This window comes from Finegoldia sp. P2-F-LR (assembly GCF_052932265.1).
Map to the genome: position 1 here is coordinate 72135 of NZ_JBRFJF010000010.1, position 18621 is coordinate 90755.

Consider the following 18621-nt stretch of genomic DNA (forward strand, 5'->3'; position numbering starts at 1 on the left):
AGCAAATATGATAAAATATAAAAAAAAATAAATAATTATTGTAAACCTTACAAACTTAATTTGTTTTTATATTATTTCATATATACTTGTGTTTACATTCAGTAATATGATATCGTACATATTATTAATACTTTGCAGGAGGAAACTATGCTTAAATATTTACATAAAAAACTAATCAGAAACAAAACATATTTTTTCGTGATTTTATTATCGTTAATAATGTGCTTTGCGACTCTTTTCATACAAATGCAAAAGTCAACATATTATGAGCTAGATAGAATAAAAGAAATGGAATCCAGTACTGATAGTTTGATTGCTTATTTTTTGAAAAACAAAAGAAGTGGCAATAAGATAAATCCAAAGTTAAGCGTTGAAGAAAACGAAAAAATATATGACACAGAATTAAAATATTATGGAAAGTTATCGGATAATTTGTATGAGATAGATAATTTTATGTCGACAAATACGAACAAGTCATCATTTGAACAATACAGCAGAAAATACGATGCCAAAGCAATCTATACTCACGAGCGAAACGTTTTAGAACTTTTAGATGAATTGGATTCTCATACTGAATACAAAAAGATAAAACAAGATAAGGACTACATTAGTTTTATTAAATACAGAAATTCTGATAATTCGACAAAAACAAATGGAGTTATAAATGAGTATAAACAGTTGAATTTTGCTGCGATTATTTCGAAACAGTCGTATGTTTTATTTGGTGCAGTTCCGGCGATATTTTTAGCTATATTTCTAATCATATCCTTGGAAAATGATGATGTGTTGAAGAAGTTACCATTTAAAAACATCTTAATTACAAAGAATAGATTTTTTATGAGTTTATTAATTTACATTATGTATATTGTGTCAGTTTTATTATTCTTATTGTTAATTAGCACAGTATTTCTGTATGGATTCGGTAAATTTAATTATCATCACATATCTGTACTTGAAAGATACAAATTCTTAACTGAAAAACAGAACTTAGGATTTGTAAAGTTAGAGTATTTGAAATCTTACGAAATCTTGTTGCGATCAATTGTAACTTTGGTTTTATCTTCTACTTTTGTATTTGGAATATTATCATTTGTTAAGAAAATTTTCACATCAAAAACAATGGAAATGATTTGTTCTATTATTGTTATTGGTGGTTTTGTTGGTGATTTGTTACTGTTCAATCACAGATTCAATCCACTATTCATAACTAAATATTTTTCTTGGATGCAAATGGTATGCTTGTTGTTGGTAGATATAATTCTTTTAGTTTGCTGTTTCAGTGTCAAGGATAGAGCGAAAAAAGAAAAACTATCCTACAGAAAAGTTGACACGACTAGTGTGAAGGGGTTGGTGTTAACTAATATAATTTCCAAGCGAATGGTTGTGTTTATTTTAATAACAGTTGGTTTGTTTTCGTTATTTACGGCTTTTAAAACCGAAAAATACAATAAATTACGTGAAGAAGGAGAGCAAGTTTACAAGAACTACTTAGCTTTTGGTCAGTCTTATAAGGCGAAGATTTTAAATGATCCATATATGACAGAGGCGGAGATTAATCAAAATCTTGAAAATTTTGAAAAAGAATTTGAAAGCGGAATTAAAGAATACAGGGTATATATTAATAAAGAAAAAAATCCCGATAAATTCTACAATTTTTATCAAGATAAATTTACATCAGGAGATTTGAGGTTTGATCAAAGTAGTGGATATATGGATAAGAGTGATTCATTGAGTATGTACACAAAACGATATATGTACGATAAACTTGAAATATTAAAAAAGATGAAAGTAATTCCTTCTAATAGATTATACGATGGAATATATAATGTGGATTACAATCCTGAAGATGGAGTTAAATATTTGAAGATAAAAGACAGGATATTTTCATATTTGTTTAATGGAAGTAGTGAGGGTATTACAGGAATAAATCTCTTGTATGATTTGTTCTACACAAAATTCAATATTATTGTTACATTATTGTCTGCTTGTATGTTTGGAAGTTTGCTATCTCGAAATAAGAAGATTATAGAAATACAAAAACTAACGCCAATTAACAAAAATTCTATTTTTAGACGAAATGTAATATCAAGTATTTTCAGCACGATAATTGGATTCTTGATTGTTTTGGCAATTATATTTGCAATTGGAACAATAATTGGTGGAATTGGTAATTCACAACTTCCAACAATGAGAATATCAAACATAATGTTTAGTGCAGAAGTTATGAGATACAGGGAATTTATTATCAAGAGTGTGATATTGTCTATACTAGTGTGTGCTTGTATATCAATGGTTATAAACCTTACAAAACTATTTATAGACAATAAAATGTCCAATTTGGTTATTGCAATGATTGTAATTTTATCAATAGGATTACCGTACATTGTGAAATTCGTTCCAGCATTTTTGCCCTTATCTTATATTGATAGTTCGGGTGTAGCGAATGGATTTATGTCATTTCATCAACAAAATGGATATTTAAATTTCACGTATGGTGTGATATCTAATATTTTCTGGGCTGTAGTATTGTATTTTATTAGCAAGAAGAAATTTGAAGAAAAGAGGAAATAAATGTTACAAGTTATTGATTTAGAAAAGAAATACAATGGTAAAACTATTTTAGATAAAGTCAATTTTGGATTGGAAAAAGGACAGATTAAAGCGTTGGTTGGACCAAATGGATCGGGAAAAACGACATTGATGAATAGCATATCCAATTCCATAAAAATAGATGGTGGTAAAATAGTAATAGATAATGAACAGTATGATGATGAAAAAATCTTCAATAAGTTAACTTTTTTCAGAGATGAAACTATCTTGGATTTTAACATGAAGGGAAAAGATTACTTGGAATTAATCAAAAATGCCTATAAAAAATCTACAGAAGATGTGAAAAATATTTGCAATAAATTTGAAATAGAAGGATTTGTAAATAAAAGGGTTGGAGAGTATTCATTAGGGATGAAGAAAAAGTTAATGCTTGCAATGTCTTTCTTGCCAGGAAATGATTATGTTTTGTTAGATGAACCGTTAAATGGTTTGGATCCAACAAGTGTTATAAAAACGAAGAATTTATTGAAAGAGATTGCCAAACAAAATGTAGGAATTATTATATCAAGTCATGGGTTGAATGATTTGGATGATATAAGCCGTGATATTTTGTTCTTGAAGGATAAGAAAATCTTGGAAGAAAAACTAGAATCTGTAAAATATTTGAATCTCTCAACTTCTAATGATGAACTTGTCAAAAAAACTTTGATGAACAACGGATATGAATACGAAAATAAATTGATTATACTAAAAGATGAAAATATTAAATCAATTTTGAATATTTTATCGCAATTGGATGTAAATATTTATAGTATAGACAAGAAATCAAAATCTTCTCAAGAAAGATACATGGAATTGTTTAAAATATAATTTACACATGAAAGTTTAAGGATATTTTCAAGAAACTTAATTATAAGTTTGGTTGATTGGATGTTCTTATTCATGATATTTATAAGAATAAAGACCACATGAATTGAAATTCAATTTTGTGGTCTTTTTGCTTGTAGATATTTATTTTTGAATTATTAATTTGTCAACTGGTCTGTCAAACTCTTCTGGATTTAAATCAACAACTAATTGGAAATCGTAGACTATGGAAACTTTGTAAGAATCTTCGCCTATTTTGTCGATGAATCTGTCGTAGAATCCTCCGCCGTAGCCGATTCTGTATTTGTTTTTGTCGAAGCATAATCCAGGTACTAGCATGAAATCAAATTTAACGTCTGATTCAACTGGATTTTTGGGTTCTAGGATTCCGTAAGCTCCAGGAGCCAAATCGTCCATGCTTTTGATTTCTACAGCAATCATATGTCCTTTTGATTTTACATAGGGAACGTATACTTTTTTTCCTTGTTCCAACAAATCTTTTATGAGCTTATGAGTGTTAAACTCAGATCCAAAGCTTACATATACAAAAAAGTTTTCGGAATTTTTGAATTCTTTTAAGTTTTCCAATTCCTTTAAGAGTTCATCGTCGACTTTTTGTTTGTCGGAGATGGAGTCTCTTTGTTTTAACATTTGTTTTCTAATTTCTTTTTTGTTCATTTTCATCACCTAAAATATATATACCCTAAAAAGATTTAAATATCCAGTTGTTTAAAAATTAGAAAAGACTGTGATATAATTAGGTTTACGAGGTGAAAAATGTTAGAATTCGTTCATGTCGATAAGACATATAAAAATAAAGTGTGCGCACTAAACGATTGCAATTTTAAAATTGAACAAGGTGAATTTGTTTTTTTGATTGGCCCAAGTGGTGCGGGTAAATCAACTATTACTAAACTTATACTTAAAGAAATAGATCCAGATAGGGGTAAGATTTACCTTTACGGTGAAGACATAACCAGATTAAAAGCACGAAAGGTTCCTAAATTAAGACAAAGTATAGGAATGGTGTTTCAAGATTTTAAATTATTGGAGAATAAGACTGTGTACCAAAACATCAAATACGTTATGCAAATTTTGGGGAAAAGCTCTTCAGAAATAAAATCTACGATTGATACTGTGCTTGATTTGGTAAATTTGAAAGACAAAAAGACTGCATATCCACACGAATTATCCGGTGGGGAAATGCAAAGAGTGTGCATTGCGCGTTCAATGGTTAATAAACCAAAACTACTTATTGCAGACGAACCTACGGGAAATTTGGATCCAGTGACTAGCATGGACATAGCGAATGCTTTGGTTAGAATTAATGAACGTGGCACGACTGTTTTGATGATAACTCACGAGAAAGATATTGTGAATAAATTACAAAAAAGAGTGATTCAATTGGACAAAGGAATTATTGTTAGAGATGAAGAAGGTGGAATGTATGAGAAGAATTAGAGTTATGATATCCACTTTGAAGGAAGGATTTGTAGGTATTTGGAAAAACAGATCGATGGGACTTGCATCTTTGACGACGATATCTCTGGCGCTTTTGATTTTGGGATCTGTAATTATATCTATGTTGACAATGAATCAAGCTGTTAAAGACATCGAAGGAAAAGTTAATCTTGTCAATGTGTACTTGGAAAATGGAATTCAAGAGGATAAGACGAAAAAGATTGAACAGTTTATCAAACAAAAAGATGGAATTAAGGATTTGAAGTATGTTTCCAACAAACAAGCTATGGAGAATTTCTCAAAGTCTTTAGATGATAAAACTTTGATTGAAGGAATGGAATCAGCTTTTCCTGCATCATTTGAAGTTACATTGAAGGATGTAAACGACGCTGAACAATACGTCAGAGAATTTCAAAAAATAGACGGTGTTGAAAAGGTAAGTTTTTACAAGGATTTAATTGCGAAAATTTCAAATGCATCTAGAATTGTAAAATACGCTGGATCAATCGTAGTTGCAATATTAGTGATGATTTCGATAATAAATATTTCAAATACGATTAGATTAACTGTGTATGCCAGAAGAAAAGAAATTGCCATTAAGAAAAATATTGGTGCATCGAATTTGGTAATATCTGCACCGCTTGTTGTTGAGGGAATATTTTTTGGAATAATTGGCGCTGTGGTTGCGTTTTTGGCTTGTTATTACTTGTACAGATATGGATATTTGAGGTATAATAAGACTGTGTATGGATTGATATCAACATATTTGGTTCCACCAGTGATGATTAGGTGGGATTTATTGAAGATTTTTATCAGTCTAGGCATTGGAATTGGAGCATTCGGTTCCGTATTAAGTAGCAAAAAATATCTCAAAATATAAGGAAGGAATTATGAAGAAGAAAATTGTCGCATTAGCCTTGTGTATGATGCTTATGACTAATGCAGTGTATGCAGACAAATTAACCGAATTAAATAACGAAAAAAAAGCAAAAACTTCGGATTTAAACGAATCTAAATCCAACCTAAATAAATTAAAAGATGACAAGAATGATGAGTTGGAAAAGTTGAAGAATATCAATTTAAAATTAACTCAAACTCAGTCAGAACTTGCTATTCAACAACAAGAATTGGCAAAAATTAATAAATCAATAGATGACACTAAAAAAGAAATCGAAAATTACAAATCTAGTATCAGCCAAAAAACAAAAGAATTTCAAAAAAGATTAAAAGGAATGTACATATCAAAAGACGGCGCAAAGGTCGATGTGCTTTTCGGATCTGGAAATTTGAACGATTTATTGAACAACGTAAGTTTGATGAATTACATTGCTAGGTTTGACAAAAATCTATTGAATGATTTAAAACACGAAAAAATTTCATTAGATTACAAAGAAGACGAACTAAAATCCAAAATGCAAACAATGGAAATTGTAAAAAAGAATTTGGAATTAAAAGTCGTAGCATTAAATGATACTTTGGCTGAACAACAAAAGTTAATCGACGATATTTCAAAAAATGTAACCATGACTGAATCAGAAATATCTTCATTAATTAAAGAGCTTGAAAAAATTGACGGCAAAATCGACCAAGAAAAAAAGGCTATTCTACAAGCAAAATTACTTGCCGCACAAAGAGCTCAAGCTGAAAAAAGAAGACGTGAAATGGCGCAAAGAAACAAGGCAATCAATACTAATATTTCAGCACCAGTCATCAATAACGACGGAGCATACTTACAATGGCCGGTACCATCATCTCACAGAATGACTTCTTTTTATGGATGGAGAAGCGATCCATTCGGAAGAGGATCGGGATTTCACACGGGATTAGACATTTCAGCACCAATGGGAACAAATGTCATATCTGCAGAAGATGGAGTTGTAGTTCATGTTGGATGGAGCGGTGGCTACGGAAATCTTGTGAAAGTTCAACATGATAATGGAGCATTGACATATTATGGACACTTGAGTGGATTTAATTGTAGTGTAGGTCAACGAGTAAAACGTGGACAATTAATCGCATATATAGGATCAACTGGATATTCAACAGGACCTCATCTTCATTTCGAAGTTAGATTCAATGGTCAACACACTGATCCATTAAACTATCTAAGATAATTATGAAACTAAGTTAGCAATAACTTAGTTTTTTTAATGCAATAAATCATCTAAAAATATTTGAAAAAATATATAACCAAATGTTTGACAATTAAGTGTTTTATTTGTAAGATGGAATTGTAGAAAACGATTGACAATATTTAAGAGGAAATAAAATGAAAAAAACAAAGAGAAGTCAAAAAATAATTTTATTCTTACTAACGTGCATTCTTGCATTAAATACACAAACACGAGGATTTGCAAAGAATGAATTGGATAATGAAATTCTTACAATACCAATAGAACTTAATTTAAATTTAGAAGAGCACAATCTTGATGATTTAAGAGTTAAACAATTGGGAAAAATTGAATTAAACAGAGTACTTACGAAATCTGAGTATGAAAAAGATATGAAAAATTTTATAAATTATTATTTGGAATGGCAAGCTTATTTAGGAAATTCTACAAGAGAAGAAATAGAAAAACTTGGTGACGAGCTATTGAAAACATCGGACAATAAAACGGTTTCTGATTTAAACTTAGATTTTGCAAAATTAATTGCAAACACTCATGATGGACATACTTCAGCTATGTATGGAATAGGCAAAAGCTGTATGCCAATTAAGATTAGAATTATAAATGGAGATTATTACATAATTAATACAACACCTGAATACGAAGATTTATTATATTCTAAGATAATAAAATTTGCCGATATTGATACCAAGGATATAACAGAAAGATTATATAAATACACTTCAGCAGAAAATAAATATTTCAAAAATACGATAATAAAAGATTTTTATTTATATTATGGAGATGCACTAGAAAAAGAAAATATAATTAAAAATGGAGAAGTAAAATTACAAATAGAAACTGATGGCAAAAAGCTTAATAAAAAAATCAAAATGATAGATTTGCCAGATTTTAAAATAAACAAATATAGTTATGAAAATACAGATTTTTCTCAAATCTTATATGATATGACAGATATCACAAAAAATAAATTCACAAAAAATGACAAGATGAGATACATGAAAATGAAACCATTTTATTATTATATTAATGATACTAACTTAATCATACAATACAACAATTGTTATAATACCGATAAAGATAACATCTTGGAAAATATGATAGAAAAAATGGATAAAGATGTTTCACAAAATAATATAGAAAAAATAATTGTAGATGTAAGATACAACACAGGTGGTTGGCCAACACATGCAAAAGAACTTGAATTGGCACTGAAAAGATATCAACTATTGAATCCTAAATTGGAAATAAAATTATTAACTGGATCAGAAAATTACTCTGCTGGATCCTTTTTCGTAGACGGAGTTAAGAGAAATCTTGATAATCTTCAGATAATTGGGGAAAATACTGGAGGACCTTCTGGTTGGACGACAGAATCGTCAAGTATTATGTATTTAGGAAATAGTAAATTATTTGTCAAAAAATCAAGTGGAGTCAGAAGATACGATTATACATTAGAAGACACAGTACACTGTTCCAATCTTAATAAAAGAGATGGATCAACGTGGTATCCAGATATGTTTATCGAAAATCAAATCCAAGATTATGCCATTGGCAATGACAGGGTTATGAATTACGCAATTAATAATTAAATAATGTAATTAATATCTTCTTTTATTTATTAAAAGAGGATATTTTTTTAATTAAAAGCACAATAATCTTAGACAAATTGTAACTCAATTTTAATACAAAAAATCGTTAATCTGTTATACTATATATTAGTTAGAGGTGATTTATGAAAACATTTAAAAAAGTTTTTATTGGATTGGGGCTTTGCTTATTGGTGTATCTAAGTTTTTCTGTAGGAAATGCTACAGGAAAAAGAACAGCGATTGCCAATGAAAATGGTATTCCATTAGCGAAGATCAATAAGATTGAAAACTTGATTGACCAATATTATCTTTTTGATATAGACAAGAACAAGCAACAAGAAGGAGCTGTGGAAGGCTATGTAAAAGCTTTGGGAGATCCTTATTCTGAGTTTTTGACTAAGGAAGAGATGGATAGTTTGAATCAACAAACTGAGGGAGAATATGCAGGTGTTGGAATTGTGGTCACTCCTTCTGAAACTGGTGCTATAACTGTTGTTAGTGCTATCAAAGGTAGTCCAGCTTTTGAAAAAGGCATCAAAAAAGATGATATTATACTTAAAATTAACGGCAAGGATTACAATGCATCACAAATGAATGATGCTGTAAAAGTTATGAAGGGTAAACCTAACACAGATGTTAAGCTTACTATTGCCAGAATGGAGAACAAAACTAGTAAGATTTTCGATGTAAATATTACGCGTCGTATGATTAGTCTGACTACTGTTAATTCTAAAAAAATTGGAGACATAGGATATATCAATATAACTCAATTTGACAGGAAAACTGACAAGGAGTTTATCGAACAATACGAAAATTTGAAAAAGCAAAATGTGAAATCAATTGTTTTGGATTTGCGTAACAACCCTGGTGGTTTGTTGGATTCTACGGTTAAAATAGCAGACTATCTTCTTCCACAAGGAGTAATAGTTAAGACTGTAGATAAGAATAAAAAAGAAGATGTCCAAAAGAGTGATTCTTCGGAACAAAATCTACCAATGGTAGTTCTTGTGAATGGTTCAAGTGCTTCTGCATCTGAAATTTTGACGGGGGCTTTGAAGGATTACAAGAAAGCTACGATTGTGGGAGAGAAAACATTTGGAAAAGGTATCGTTCAAACTATTATTCCTATGGAAAAAGGCGAAGGGTTGAAGCTTACTATTAGCGAGTATTTTTCACCAAATGGCAACAAAATTCACAAACAAGGTGTTAAACCAGATGTTGAAATCAAATTAGATGAAAAAGCTAAGGGTATCGGAGTTGAGTTTATGAAAGAAGATAACCAACTTCAAAAAGCTTTGGAGATTTTAAATAAGAAATAGGAGAAATTATGAGAGAAGAAAGAGAAGCGAGAAGAAAACGCAAGAGAAGAAAAAAAATAATTAATTCAATAGTTCTTTTGATTTTTGTATTGGCTGTAGGAAGTTTTGTTGCAGTAAAAGTAGCCAACAGCGAACAAAGTCTTAATCCAAAAGTAGCTGAGAATTCTTCTAAGAAATCGAACAAAAAAAACGCAGAGAAAAAAGAAGAGCCAAAACAAGATCCGAATAAATTAATGAAGGGTTCAAATCATATTTTAAAAGCAGATTCTTATGCTTATGATGCCAAAACAATTAGTCAATTTATTAGACCAACAAAATCTGAGGGCTATGTTAAAAACACTGACAACAAAAAAATTTGTTTCTTGACTTTTGATGATGGTCCAAATCACAGCATAACTCCACAAGTTTTGGATGTATTAAAGAAAGAAAATGTTCCTGCTACATTTTTTGTAGTTGGTAAACATGTTTCACAAGATACAAAAGATATTTTGGAACGCCAATTAAATGAAGGTCATGCAATTGCTCTTCACTCTTTTGAACACGATTATTCAAAATTATATCCAGGAAGAGTTGCAAACGCTGATAGAATTAAAAAAGAAGCTGAAATGGCACAAAAAGCATTGCAAGATGTACTTGGTCCTGATTTTAAAACAAGTGTGTGGAGATATCCGGGCGGACACATGAGTTGGCAACAATTAAAGCCAGGCGATGATGCATTAGAATCTTTGGGCATTCACTGGATTGATTGGAACAGTTTAGTTGGAGATGCTGAACCAAAAAGCAGAAGACCGACGACTATAGAAGGTATGGTTGAATTTGCTAATACTTCATTAACTTATCAAGCTGAGCAAGATTTAGTTGTAGTTTTGTGTCACGATGCACCAGGAAAACAACTAACTGTTGATTCACTTTCAGCAATTATTAAAAATTTTAAAGATAAGGGATATGAATTTGGAATTTTAAAATAATTTTAAAATTATAAATATTAGCTTAAATTTGCCACAATTAAATTATTATGCAGAGCACCTTTTTGATAAGGTGCTTTTTTAATGTTTTAAATCCTACTAACTATATATAGTATGAATAAAAATCAAAAACCCACATATTGATACTATCTGTAGTATTTGATATAATAAAGCAGTATTAGGAAATAGTAAAAAAATAATTTAATCTTATAAAAAAAGGAAAGAGAAGAGGGATTGCAAATGCTAACTGTAGAAAAAAGAGACGGACGACAAGTTGAATTTGATGCTAAAAAAATTGTCGTTGCGATAGAAAAAGCTATGAATAGTAGTACAGGAATTTACGAGGAAAATTTGGCTGAAAAAATCGCCAAAGAAATTGAAGGATATGCCAAAACGATTGGAAAAGTTTTGAGTATTACCGATATCGAAGACCAAGTGTATTATAAGTTAATTCAGTACAACAATCCCGCTACGGCAAGAGCATACGAAAACTATAAAGCCGTACAAAAATATAAAAGAGAAACTAACACGACTGATGAAAGTATAATCGGTTTATTGGAAGAAAGTAACAAGGATTTGTTAGAAGAAAACTCCAACAAAAACGCTGTGATAGCTTCTACTCAAAGAGATTTAATCGCTGGTGAAGTTAGCAAGGATATTGCTAGAAGAAAACTTATTCCACAAGATTTGCTTCAAGCTCACGATGAAGGAGCAATTCACCTTCACGATATGGATTACATAATTCAACCTATGTTTAACTGTTGTCTTGTAAATATGAAAGATATGCTTGACAAAGGAACTGTTGTAAATGGCAAATTAATCGAATCGCCAAAATCATTCCAAGTTGCTTGTAATGTAATGACTCAAATAATCGCGCAAATAGCAAGTAATCAATACGGTGGTCAAAGTATCGATATTAGATGTTTGTCAAAGTATTTGAGAAAATCTTACGAAAAGAATTTGAATTTGTGTATTGAAACTCTTGGAGACATCGATATGGCTGAAAAAATGGCAGATAAGATGACTCAAAAAGATTTGGAATCGGGAATTCAAACAATCCAATATCAAATCAATACATTGATGACTTCCAATGGACAAGCTCCATTTGTGACTTTGTTTATGTTTATTGAAGATCACGATGAATACAAGGAAGAAACTGCAAAGATAATAGAAGAAATTTTGAAGCAAAGAATCCAAGGAATTAAAAATGAAGCAGGAGTGTATGTTACACCAGCATTCCCTAAGTTAATTTACGTTTTGGATGAAAACAACATTCACAAGGACAGCGAATTTTATCATTTGACTTCACTTGCAATTCGTTGTACTGCTAAGAGAATGTATCCTGATTACATTTCGGCTAAGAAAATGAGAGAAAACTACGAAGGAAATGTGTTCAGTCCAATGGGATGCAGAGCGTTCTTGTCTCCATGGAAAGATGAACATGGAAACTATCAATTTGAAGGTAGATTTAATATCGGAGTTGTTACGATTAATTTACCACAAATCGGAATTTTGGCAGATGGCGACGAAGACAAATTCTTCGAAATATTAGATAAAAGATTAGAAATGTGCAAACGTGCAGGAGTATTGCGTTACGATTTACTAAAAGATGTCACTAGCGATTCTTCTCCAATTCATTGGCAACACGGAGCTATCGCGAGACTTAAACCACACACACCAATCAAAGATTTGTTGATAGGTGGATATGCGACTGTGACTTTGGGTTATATTGGAATTTACGAAGCAACGCTACTAACAATTGGTGAAAGCCACACAAATCCAAAAGGCAAAGAATTTGCAATGAAAATAATGGATATCATGAATGAAAAAATAAAACAATGGAAAAAGGAAACTAATCTAGGATTTGCATTGTATGGAACTCCAGCAGAAAGTCTAACCCACAGATTTAATAGTATAGACAGGGAAAGATTCGGAGTAATCGAAAACATCACAGATAAAGGTTACTACACAAATTCATTCCACGTTGATGTAAGAGAAGAAATATCTGCTTTTGAAAAGTTCTCGTTTGAATCGAAATTCCAAGACAAATCATCAGGCGGATGTATTTCTTATGTAGAAATTCCAAACATGAGCAAGAATTTGAAAGCTTTGGAAACTCTTGTCAAATACATTTACGATAATATTCAATACGCAGAATTCAACACAAAAAGCGACTATTGTCAAAACTGTGGTTTCGATGGAGAAATTACAATCAACGAAGATGGTGATTGGCAATGCCCACAATGCGGAAACAAAGACCATGCTACGATGAATGTTGTTAGAAGAACTTGTGGATATCTTGGAGAAAACTTCTGGAACGAAGGAAGAACAAAAGAAATCAAAGATAGGGTATTACACATTTAATGAATTACGCACAAATCAGACAATACGATGTGGCAAACGGCCCTGGAATTAGATGCACGTTTTTTGTAACAGGATGCAGCCTCAATTGCAAGAATTGTTTTAACAAAGAATACCAAGATCCCAATTTTGGAGAAAAATGGACCGATACGCAAACAAATCAAGTAATAGATTATTTGAACCAAGAAGAAATTGATGGACTCACAATTTTAGGTGGAGAACCATTCGAATCATGCGATGATTTGATAGAAATTGTGGGAAAAATCAGAGAAAATACGAACAAAAGTATCTGGATTTTTTCGGGATACACTTACGAAACACTTTCTCAAAAACAAAACTGCAAAAAACTATTGGACATGTGCGATGTACTTGTTGATGGAAGATTCGTAGAAGAATTAAAAGATTTGAGATTGAAGTTTCGTGGATCTTCAAATCAAAGATTGATTGATTTGAACAAGACCACAATGGATGATATCATATTAGTTGATGAAAATAAATTATAAATAAACCGTTAGAATCAGCTGGTTCTAACGGTTTTGTTTTGCAATTAATTACATATTAGATATTATATTTTTGATAAATGAGCCGACGGTTTTGCTAAACATTTCAGGAGATTTAATGTAGCAGAAATCATTAGTGAAGATTTCTTTCTCAAAAGTCAAATCGTCTTGTGATCCAGTGAACACACCTAGTAATTTTATTTTTTGCATTCTAGTCAAGAATACTTCTTTTGCGCTGTCTTTTACTGCCAATTCTCCGACGTAATCTTCTGCTTTAAATCTGGTTTTGCCAACAAAATTGAGATTTACAATATTGTTGGGCTTACCATCTGTTAGCATTATCAAAAGTTTGGACTCCATTTGTTCCGTCATAATATTTCTCATAAATTTGAGTGCCAATCCGTCTCTGTTTGAGCCTTCTGGATGATAATGAAAAATATTTTTGCAGTTTTGCTCGTCGTAGTCTTTGAATTTTGTAATTATCAAATAATCGTACATATTTTGAAAACCAAGTACACGAACTTTTATGGACAAATCACTTAATGCTTTCGCTATAACATAAGCTTGTGCTGCTATAATTTCCTTCTTCTCACTTTGACTCGCAGACATATCCAGCAATAAATCAACAGACATTGGACTGTTTTCGTTTTTGTAGATTTTGTTAAAAATTTTATTGTCGTTTAGTTTGGTGTGACGCCATGCTCTTTTGATATCGATAGTTCCGAACGTCGACCTTCTAACATCATCATCTTCATTTTTGAAAAGAGCAAGTTTCAGCATTTCACTTAAAACATTGACTTGGCGATTGTAAATGAGGATATTTTTCCCGAAATGTTTAATATTCTCATTGTAAGATTCTACCAAAAGATTCGTTCTGTAGTTTTCAATTCTAGTGGAATTGGCATTCACTATGTGAAAATTTATATCAGAATGAATATCGGTAGACAGTTTATTTTTCAAAGAATTCAAAATAGATTGATCAACAATACTTTTTCCGTACAATCTTTCGATATTTTGATGAACATCCTTAGTACGGGAAGTTTTTTGAGTGGAAGAGTCGTTGTCGACATCCTCATCTTCCAATAATTTGTACAAATCTTCAGTAAATTCTTGTGATCCAATGGAATATTTTTCAAGTTGAGATACATTTTCTTGTTTTGTTATAATTTTCTGATTGGTTTTCTGGATAACTGGTTTGACTTGTTTTTTTATCTTTTCGAAATTATCATTATTGCTAATATCTTTATATGAGTAGAAATATTTATTTATAATCTCAATCAACAGATTTATCAAAGATAAGCTATCATTGCACTTTGTTTTAGTCAACATCAAGATTTCTCTGATGGATTTTGTAGTTGTCCAAGGCTTATCAGTGTAATGATATTTTTCCAATTCTTCAGAAATGTTTTTGGGATTGGAACTATAATACTTGTCAGAATAGTATAATTTCTGTAACCTGTCAAAATCCTCAAGCCCATTTCTTTCATTTAACATTTTATCTTTTAGATTGTTGTCTAAAATTATCATCAAAATCGTAAAAATATCCATTTTGTTTGACACATTATCAATTATTTTCATAACGGAATTCATATCGTAAAATCTGTGGGCAAATCCAAAAAGCGCAGTCTGAAAAATCTCTGAATTGACATTTTCTTTTGTAATAAAATCTAAATTAGGGTTAATGTTGTAATCTTCACTCAACAACCAAAATAGATTTTTGGACCTTGAATCTTCCATTATTCAAATATCTCTTCCGGTTTTAAATCGTCCTTAAATATAGTATCGATAATATCTTGCACGATTGTTTTTTCAAATTCATCAAATGTTTTATTGACAATTCCAAGTTTTAAGCTTGATTTAACGCTCAAACCTCTTTTCATAGCATGGATTGAAGATAACAAACCACGCAAGTCGATACATCTTCCAGAAATTTCAGAATTCAAACTTTTTTCTTGTAAATCCATAAAAAATCTCACGAACATTTTTTGAGCGGTGTCTGTCAATGAAAATTCTTCTGAAAGTATCTTGTTCAAAGTTTTTTCGTCTGTTTTTGGCATATCTATGACAAAAAATCTGGACAACAACGCTTCATTGATTTCACGAGTACCAGCGTATCCGTAATTCATTGTAGCTAAGAATCTTGTTTTATCGTGGATGTCTACTTTTTCAAAACCGGGAATGTCGATAATTCTACGGTAATCCAACACGGAGTGCATAATCGCAACAGAGTCGTTTTTTGCCATATTAATCTCATCAAAAACACAGAAACCACCATTTAATGAAGATTCAAGTACAGGACCAGCTCTGAAAATAACCTCATCGTTTTTCAAAGTATCCATTCCAATCAAACTTTCTGAATCCGTGTTCACATGAAAAGAAATATTCCATTGTGGTCTTTGGAAAATATACGCCAAATTATCGCATAAAATATTCTTTCCAGTAGCCTTAGGGCCAACTAATAACAAATTGTTAGATTCTAAAATGCTAGTTATAGCCATTTCCAAAACTTCTTTTCCATAATAATTAAATCGTGGTTTGGGAATTCTAGATTTGAATTTATCATCTACATCATTATTCTTCAAAAACTTTTCTACATCTTTTATTAAATTTTTATTTATATTTTGTGATTCAAGTAAATTAATCATATTACCTCTTTCATTATTCATCTAATTGTGACATTAGTATGATATAATAAATTAAAAGAAATTGGAAGTAGGTGAATAAATGAAGAAAGCATGGGGAGGTTTCGTAAAAGGATTTGCGAAATTTTTAGATGGATTTTTCGGATTTTTAATAGCATTTATAGAAACATTGGTTAATTTAACTGTGGGATTTAGGTATGTACTAGGATCCATATTATCCTTCGGTTGTATATTTATATTGTTCTTTCCTTATATATTTTTCAAATACAAATGGATTACATTTACGGTTTTGTTCATAACGATATTTCCTATTTTGGGTAAAGGATTTGTCAATTATCTAAAATATGTAAAATATTCTATGGTTGAATTCCTACTTGGATACGGGGATTATTATCTCAATAATTCACAAACAAAATACACTTCTTATTCTGATTACAAGAAAAAATACATCTTCAACAAACAAGAAGAAGAAAGAAAAGCGCGTGAAGAACGACAAAGACGTGAACAAGAAGAATGGACTAGAAGATTTAACGAATGGTTCAATCAAAACGGATTTGGCTTCGATGATTTCGGGTATTACCAACAACAAGGTCAATACGGTGGATACAACCAAGGTTATGGTCAACAAGGATATGGATATCAAAATCAATACCAAAATCCAGTGGACGATTTCGTTAGAACTTACGAACAACATTGCGACACATTGGGAGTTGGATACAACGCAGACAAGTACGAAATCAAATTGAATTACAGAAAACTTGCCAAGAAATATCACCCTGATATAAACAAGGCAGCTGATGCAACTGCTAAGTTCCAAGAAGTTAACAACGCATACGACTTTTTGTCCAATGAACAAAACATAGAAAGATACAATAGAATCAAAAACAAAAAATAGTTTATCGCTGGGAGAATATCTCCCAGTTTTTTATTGGGGAAACTTAAAAAAAGCCTTGACACATTACGAGAAATGCTATAAATTAAAGTAAATACAACATAAATAATATAATCAATAATGAAGTTTAAGAAAAAACAAAATGCTCAACATTGTTATATAATTTAACAATGAAAATGAAAAAATGAAAGGAAATTAAAATGAAAAATTATAATGGTAGAGAAAAATCAACAAAAAAATTAACTATTGTTTTATGTATGGTTGTTTTTGCAATTGTGTTTAGTCCAACAGTTTATGCGGTTAAATTAGTTAATGAACAATCCAAAGTTAATGAATTAGAATTGCCTGAATTAGATTCTATGAAGATAACAAAACAAATAAAAAATATAGAAAAAAGTATTAAATCACAATCTATTTCTAGAATGAATTACAAACAAATACAAGAACAATTGGGAGTTTCCTTTTTAAATAGTGAACTTTCAAAAGACGAGAAGTATATGATTTCAGATGTTGAAACTGATAATAAAGATTATGCGATAATCAAGTGTGATAATTATATTATTGGAGACACATCAAACTATTCATATAATGAAGAAGGATTTTATAGTTATGACGAAGGAAACTTGTACAAATCTCCAATATCATTACAAACGGATATAATTTTAAGTCAAACTCAGCTAAACAATGTATGGACTACGGATTATTTGGGAATGTATAGTTTCGTAGAGCAATTTGTTTCAGAACAAGGATATAAGGTTAATTTAATTGAAGAAAAAAATGACGGTAATCAACCACAAGATTTCGTATCTAAAAAGATAGCTGTTTTTGTAGCTGATGGAATTAGATATACATTGACAGGTAGAACAACAGTTGACAATATGAAACAAATAGTAAATTCAATGAAATAAAATATTTAGGTGCTGCACAATAAAAAGTGCAGCATTTTGTATTGAAAAAATTTTAAAATTTTAATCACAAAAAGCAAAACTTTGTCTAAATTTTTAAAAATCTATTTTTCATTTAAAAATAGCATAAAAATCTAGTTATCCGCATAAAAACTGGACTTATCACACTTTATCAAGGTCAAAACCACTCAATTTACTACTAATTTACTACTTATGAATGAGCTTTGATACGACGATTTATCCTTGAAAAGTGAAGATATAAAGATACTTCCAATAAAATTTGAATATTTAATAGGTAGACACTTCAAAAATGACCTGAACCCCAAAATCCGGAATACGGATGGAGGGGTTTTTGTATGCCAAAATACACAAAAGAATTTAAAATAAAATTAGTACTAGAATACTTATCAGGTGAATCAGGTGGAATCAAATCAATAG

15 protein-coding genes are annotated in these 18621 nt (G+C 30.6%); 12 read left to right on the plus strand and 3 right to left on the minus strand.

The window, feature by feature from the left end:
* Positions 1-147: 147 nt before the first annotated feature.
* A complete protein-coding gene (locus ACU68W_RS07240) occupies positions 148-2571 on the plus strand; it encodes a hypothetical protein (protein WP_094223677.1) in 2424 nt (807 codons plus the stop codon).
* Positions 2572-3420, plus strand: a complete 849-nt coding sequence (locus ACU68W_RS07245; RefSeq protein WP_094223676.1) for an ATP-binding cassette domain-containing protein — start codon at positions 2572-2574, stop codon at positions 3418-3420.
* 141 nt (positions 3421-3561) lie between these two features.
* Here ACU68W_RS07245 and ACU68W_RS07250 read toward each other — a convergent pair whose 3' ends face one another.
* On the minus strand, positions 3562-4095 hold the full coding sequence (locus ACU68W_RS07250; RefSeq protein WP_094223675.1) for a 5-formyltetrahydrofolate cyclo-ligase: 534 nt from the start codon (positions 4093-4095) through the stop codon (positions 3562-3564).
* A gap of 99 nt (positions 4096-4194) precedes the next feature.
* On the opposite strand from ACU68W_RS07250, the gene ftsE reads away from it, so the two are divergent.
* From ftsE to nrdG, 8 genes are all read left to right on the plus strand, one after another.
* The gene (gene ftsE, locus ACU68W_RS07255) at positions 4195-4878 is read left to right on the plus strand and encodes a cell division ATP-binding protein FtsE (RefSeq protein ID WP_094223674.1); all 684 of its coding nucleotides are present in this window, start codon (positions 4195-4197) and stop codon (positions 4876-4878) included.
* Positions 4865-5758, plus strand: coding sequence for a permease-like cell division protein FtsX (gene ftsX, locus ACU68W_RS07260; protein WP_094223673.1), 894 nt, complete (start codon positions 4865-4867; stop codon positions 5756-5758). The genes ftsE and ftsX overlap by 14 nt, the downstream gene beginning before the upstream one ends.
* Before the next feature lie 10 nt (positions 5759-5768).
* Positions 5769-6992: a murein hydrolase activator EnvC family protein gene (locus ACU68W_RS07265; RefSeq protein WP_094208910.1), complete on the plus strand. Its 1224-nt coding sequence runs from the start codon at positions 5769-5771 to the stop codon at positions 6990-6992.
* Positions 6993-7147: 155 nt separating this feature from the next.
* Complete coding sequence (locus ACU68W_RS07270) at positions 7148-8599, plus strand: peptidase S41 (RefSeq protein ID WP_446756337.1); 1452 nt, start codon at positions 7148-7150, stop codon at positions 8597-8599.
* 143 nt (positions 8600-8742) lie between these two features.
* Positions 8743-9918, plus strand: coding sequence for a S41 family peptidase (locus ACU68W_RS07275; protein WP_446756338.1), 1176 nt, complete (start codon positions 8743-8745; stop codon positions 9916-9918).
* 8 nt (positions 9919-9926) lie between these two features.
* Entirely contained in the window at positions 9927-10886 is a 960-nt protein-coding gene (locus ACU68W_RS07280) for a polysaccharide deacetylase family protein (protein WP_316523701.1), read from the plus strand.
* A 237-nt stretch (positions 10887-11123) separates the two neighbouring features.
* Positions 11124-13247: an anaerobic ribonucleoside-triphosphate reductase gene (gene nrdD, locus ACU68W_RS07285; RefSeq protein WP_094223669.1), complete on the plus strand. Its 2124-nt coding sequence runs from the start codon at positions 11124-11126 to the stop codon at positions 13245-13247.
* Entirely contained in the window at positions 13247-13747 is a 501-nt protein-coding gene (nrdG, locus tag ACU68W_RS07290; RefSeq protein WP_094208906.1) for an anaerobic ribonucleoside-triphosphate reductase activating protein, read from the plus strand. Before nrdD ends, nrdG begins: the two co-directional genes overlap by 1 nt.
* A gap of 48 nt (positions 13748-13795) precedes the next feature.
* On the opposite strand, the gene ACU68W_RS07295 is transcribed toward nrdG, so the two are convergent.
* A complete protein-coding gene (locus ACU68W_RS07295) occupies positions 13796-15481 on the minus strand; it encodes a hypothetical protein (protein ID WP_094223668.1) in 1686 nt (561 codons plus the stop codon).
* Positions 15481-16389, minus strand: coding sequence for an AAA family ATPase (locus ACU68W_RS07300; RefSeq protein ID WP_094223667.1), 909 nt, complete (start codon positions 16387-16389; stop codon positions 15481-15483). Before ACU68W_RS07300 ends, ACU68W_RS07295 begins: the two co-directional genes overlap by 1 nt.
* Before the next feature lie 79 nt (positions 16390-16468).
* On the opposite strand from ACU68W_RS07300, the gene ACU68W_RS07305 reads away from it, so the two are divergent.
* Positions 16469-17281 carry a J domain-containing protein gene (locus ACU68W_RS07305; RefSeq protein ID WP_094207416.1) on the plus strand — a complete coding sequence of 271 codons (813 nt, stop codon included), beginning with the start codon at positions 16469-16471 and terminating at the stop codon, positions 17279-17281.
* Positions 17282-17478: 197 nt separating this feature from the next.
* Positions 17479-18186 carry a hypothetical protein gene (locus ACU68W_RS07310; RefSeq protein ID WP_094223666.1) on the plus strand — a complete coding sequence of 236 codons (708 nt, stop codon included), beginning with the start codon at positions 17479-17481 and terminating at the stop codon, positions 18184-18186.
* The last annotated feature ends 435 nt before the right edge of the window (positions 18187-18621 follow it).